The organism is Azonexus sp., from assembly GCF_036170495.1.
Classification (GTDB): Bacteria; Pseudomonadota; Gammaproteobacteria; order Burkholderiales; family Rhodocyclaceae; genus Azonexus.
Genome location: NZ_JAVHPH010000179.1, coordinates 1 through 4,311 on the forward strand (window position 1 = coordinate 1; position 4,311 = coordinate 4,311).

General features: G+C 63.2%; 3 protein-coding genes. All 3 read right to left on the bottom strand.

What is annotated here, in order from left to right; all coding sequences use genetic code 11:
• Positions 1-1,618 (bottom strand): DNA mismatch repair protein MutS (gene mutS, locus ADADOO_RS05980; protein ID WP_511275858.1); only part of this gene is annotated, 1,618 nt, incomplete at its 3' end.
• Positions 1,619-1,655: 37 nt separating this feature from the next.
• A complete protein-coding gene (queF, locus tag ADADOO_RS05985) occupies positions 1,656-2,507 on the bottom strand; it encodes an NADPH-dependent 7-cyano-7-deazaguanine reductase QueF (RefSeq protein ID WP_511275860.1) in 852 nt (283 codons plus the stop codon).
• A gap of 24 nt (positions 2,508-2,531) precedes the next feature.
• Complete coding sequence (gene menD / locus ADADOO_RS05990; protein WP_511275861.1) at positions 2,532-4,145, bottom strand: 2-succinyl-5-enolpyruvyl-6-hydroxy-3-cyclohexene-1-carboxylic-acid synthase; 1,614 nt, start codon at positions 4,143-4,145, stop codon at positions 2,532-2,534.
• Between the last annotated feature and the right edge of the window lie 166 nt (positions 4,146-4,311).

The following is a 4,311-nucleotide window of genomic DNA, read 5'->3' on the forward strand; positions in this document are numbered from 1 at the left end:
GTTGCAGTTCGTCGAGAATGGCTTCGTAGAGCAGCTTTTCGCGGGCCAGCGCGCGTTCCTGCGCCGACAGGGCCTTGTCCTCGAAAGCCTTGAGTTCCGGCGTGATGTAGCGCTCGGCATTCTTCAGTGTTTGCCGGCGACGGTAGTCTTCCGGGATTTTCTCGGTATTAGCGTGCGTGACTTCGATGTAGAAGCCATGCACCTTGTTGTATTCGACCTTGAGGCTGCTGATGCCGGTGCGCTCGCGTTCGCGGGCTTCCATGTCGACCAGGTAGGCGCCGCAGTTGTCGTTGAGCGAGCGGTATTCGTCGAGATCGGCATCGAAACCCGGGGCGATGACGCCGCCGTCGCGGATTTGCGCAGCCGGTTCGCTGCCGATGGAACGGACCAGCAGATCGAGCGTGGCGAATGGTGTGTCGAGATCGCCGAACAGCTGCCCAATCAACGGCGAAACAGCACCGGCCAGCGGGGCGCGCAGGCCATCGAGGCGGGCCAGCGATTCGCGCAGGCTGGCCAGATCGCGCGGCCGGGCGTTGCGCAGGGCGATACGGCCGGCGATGCGTTCGATGTCGGCGATGCCGCGCAGCCCACGGCGGATTTCACCGGCGATGCGGCCATAGTCGTCGAGCAGGAATTCGACGGCACCATGGCGAGCGGCGGGCAGGTCGCGTTCGCGCAGCGGGTGATGCAGCGTGTGACGGAGCAGACGCGAGCCCATGCTGGTCAGGCAGTTGTCGAGCAGCGAGAACAGCGTTGGCGAGGGTTGGCCGCGCAGGGTTTCAGTCAATTCCAGATTGCGCCGCGTGGCGAGGTCGAGGCCGAGATAGGCGCCTTCGATTTCCACGGTCAAGCCGCGCAGGTGGGTCAATTTCCCGGCCTGCGTTGCCTGCGCGTATTGGAGCAGGGCGCCGGCCGCGGCGATGGCCGGCTTCAGCCCTTCGGCGCCGAAGCCAGCGAGCGAAGCGACTTCAAACTGATCGCAGAGCAGGCGGCGGGCTGAGTCGAATTCGAAATACCAGTCCGGCTGGCGAGTACGGGCGACATCGAGGCCGAAATTGGGCGTCCAGCTTTCCGGGTAAAGGATTTCGGCTGGGCGAATGCGCTCCAGCGTCGCCGGAATCTGCTCGGCCGGGACTTCGAGCAACACGAATTCGCCGCTCGCCAGGTTGAGGCGGGCCAGACCGGCCGTGTTGCGCAGCGTCGTGACGGCGAGTAACCAGATGTCCTGCTTGTCGTCGATCAGCGCCGCATCGGTCAGCGTGCCGGGGGTGACGATGCGCGAAACAGCACGCTCGACTGGCCCCTTGCTGGTCGCCGGATCACCGATCTGTTCGCAGATCACGGCCGACTCGCCGAGCTTGACCAGGCGGGCGAGGTAGGGTTCGAGCGAATGGAAGGGGATGCCGCACATCTTGATCGGCACGCCAGCCGACTGGCCGCGCGTCGTCAGCGTAATGTCGAGCAGGCGCGCCGCCTTTTCCGCATCCTCATGAAAAAGCTCATAGAAATCGCCCATCCGGTAGAACAGCAAGGTGTTCGGGTGGCTGGCCTTGAGCGCCAGATATTGGCGCATCATCGGGGTGTGTTTGGAAAGGTCGGGCGCGGCGTCTTTAGTCATGAGCTTGTCGTTTGTTATTTTTGTCAGCGGGCGAAAATTACTGGCGGATTTCGCGGATATTTTTCGGTCGACCGTAGCAATCGCCGCTGCTGCGGAAGGGATTGATGTCGAGGCCGCCGCGCCGGGTGTAGCGGGCATGGACGGCCAGTGCCTCAGGCGCGCAATGTTTCTGGATGTCGGTGAAAATCCGCTCGACGCACTGTTCGTGGAATTCGTTGTGGTTGCGGAAGGAAACGATGTAGCGCAGCAGCCCGGCCCGGTCGATGCGGCGCCCACGGTAGCGGATGACGACCATCGCCCAGTCCGGCTGCCCGGTGACCAGACAGTTCGATTTGAGCAGGTGGGAGAACAGCGTTTCTTCGACGACTTCGCCGGCGTGCGTAGCCAGCAGTTCGGGGGCCGGCTGGTAGCGGTCGCAGGCAATATCCAGATCGTCGAGACAGGTGCCTTCCGGGGTGGCGATCACGGCTTGCGGGCGGTTGGCCAGCGGTTCGAGCGCGACGCTGAGCGGCATGCCGGCGGCGGCCGAGAGGTCGTGTTCGAGCGTTTTCGAAACGGCTTCAAGATCGGCGAAAGTGCTCTGGTTGAAGGAGTTCAGGTAGAGCTTGAAGGACTTCGATTCGATCAGGTTCGGGCTGTCGGCCGGTACGCGGAAGGTGCCGACGGCAACGACCGGTTTGCCCTTCGGGTTGAGCCATGAAAGTTCATAGGCATTCCACAAATCCTCGCCGACAAAGGGCAGGGCGCCATCGGCAATGCCGAGTTCGCTGCGCTTGAGCTGGCGCGGAATGGGGTAGAGCAACTCGGGCGCGTAGTGGCTCTGGTATTCGGTGGCCTTGCCCAAGGGCGAATTGCTACTTGGGTCGTTAGGATTGATCGACGAATTCATGGGGGCCGATTTTACCGTAAGGCCTCAGGGCGCCAGCAGTTCGATCAGATGTGGGCCACCGGCAGCAAGGGCGGCGCGCAGCGTCTTTCTGAAGGCATCAATCGACTCGGCACGGCCAAAGTCAAGACCGAAAGTCAGTGCCGCATGCTTGAAACTGATTTGTTGCGGGGTGCGCCAACCGCGCTCGAACTCAGGTAGCTCGCGCTGGGGCAAATGATCGAAAATGCCGCCTCCGGCGTTGTTGACCGTAACAATCACGGCATTTCGCCCCTGGGCCAGGGCCAGGCCACCAAGGTCATGCTGGGTGGTCAGGTCGCCGAGCAGGGCAACGACGCTGCCATGAATCGCAGCAATCCCCATGGCTGTCGAGATGTTGCCGTCGATACCGCTGGCGCCGCGGTTGCCGTAAAAATGGATGGCTTTTTCACCGCTGCCTGACAGGCTGTCCAGTTGGCGAATGGCCAGCGAGTTGCCGATGAAAAACGGCGTGGCATCGGGAATTTCTTCGAGCATGGCCGCGATATGGCCGGCGTCGGCCTCCTCTGCTGCGACGGCCTCCTGCTCGGCAAAGTCCTGTTGCCAGGCACTGCAGGCAGCGGCCAGCGATTCGGCGAGCAGCGCGGTGCAAACATCGGCCGGTTCGGCGCGAAACAGATGGGTCAGGCGATGGGCGGGGTCGCTCCAGCGAGGCCATGGCTCGACCACGGCGTGATTCAGCCGGATTCCGCCCACGTAGTTTTGCAGGTGGCGGGTGACCGGGAAGGCGCCTAAGCGCAACACCCATTCCGGCTGGTGCTTGGCCACAAAGGTCTGATCGGCCAGCCAGTGGTTGTAACGAACGCACAGATGCGATCGATCATGCTTGCCAAAACGCAGGCCGGACAGCGGTTCGGCGAGGATCGGGGCGTTGAGCCGTTTGGCCAGGGCGGCAATGGCATTGCCGTTCTCACCAGGGGCCGGCATTTCGCCGCAGACAATGATGCCGGGACGGCCGCTGATGCGGCTGGCGAAGTCGCGAATATCGTTCGCAACCGGCTGCAGGCTCGGGCGGGCAACGTGGATGGTTTCCGCTATTTCGGCTTCGGTGCAATCGGCCAAAGGCAGCAGCGGCTCGCGGAACGGTTGGTTGATGTGGACCGGGCCGGGGTGAGGCCAGCTCGCCTGTTCATAGGCGCGGGCGGCGAGGCGGTGCAGGTAAGCTGGATCGAATCCGTTGTCCGGCAAGCCAAGCGCATGGCTGGCGCGGACTTGGGCGCCGAAAAGCCCGATCTGGTTGATGGTCTGATTGGCCCCGTTGCCCTGCAGTTCAGGCGGGCGATCGGCCGAGATCAGGAGCAGCGGAATACCGGAATGGCTGGCCTCGATAACGGCCGGCAGCCAGTTGGCCGGAGCCGTCCCGGAGGTGGCCAGTAACAGCACGGGGCGCCGGCTGGCCTTAGCGATACCCAGCGCAAAAAATGCTGCGCTTCGCTCGTCGACCGCAACATGGCAGCGTAGCCGGGGCTGGCGCAACATGGCCAGCGCCAGCGGTGTCGAGCGCGAGCCGGGGGAGATGACGGCATCGCCGGCACCGGCCGCGATAAAGCCGGCGACCATGGCCTGCGACCAGCAGAAGTTGAGCGTACCGGTGTCGTTCATCGTTTCCGTAGCACGGCTGAAAACGTCAAATTGTAGTCGTAGCCGGGTCCTGGAACCATTGCTCCGTGCTATTATTAGCCGCTCGTTGCTGCCTAAAACCGGGCGCCACGATCTGGAGTGGTAGTTCAGTTGGTTAGAATACCGGCCTGTCACGCCGGGGGTCGCG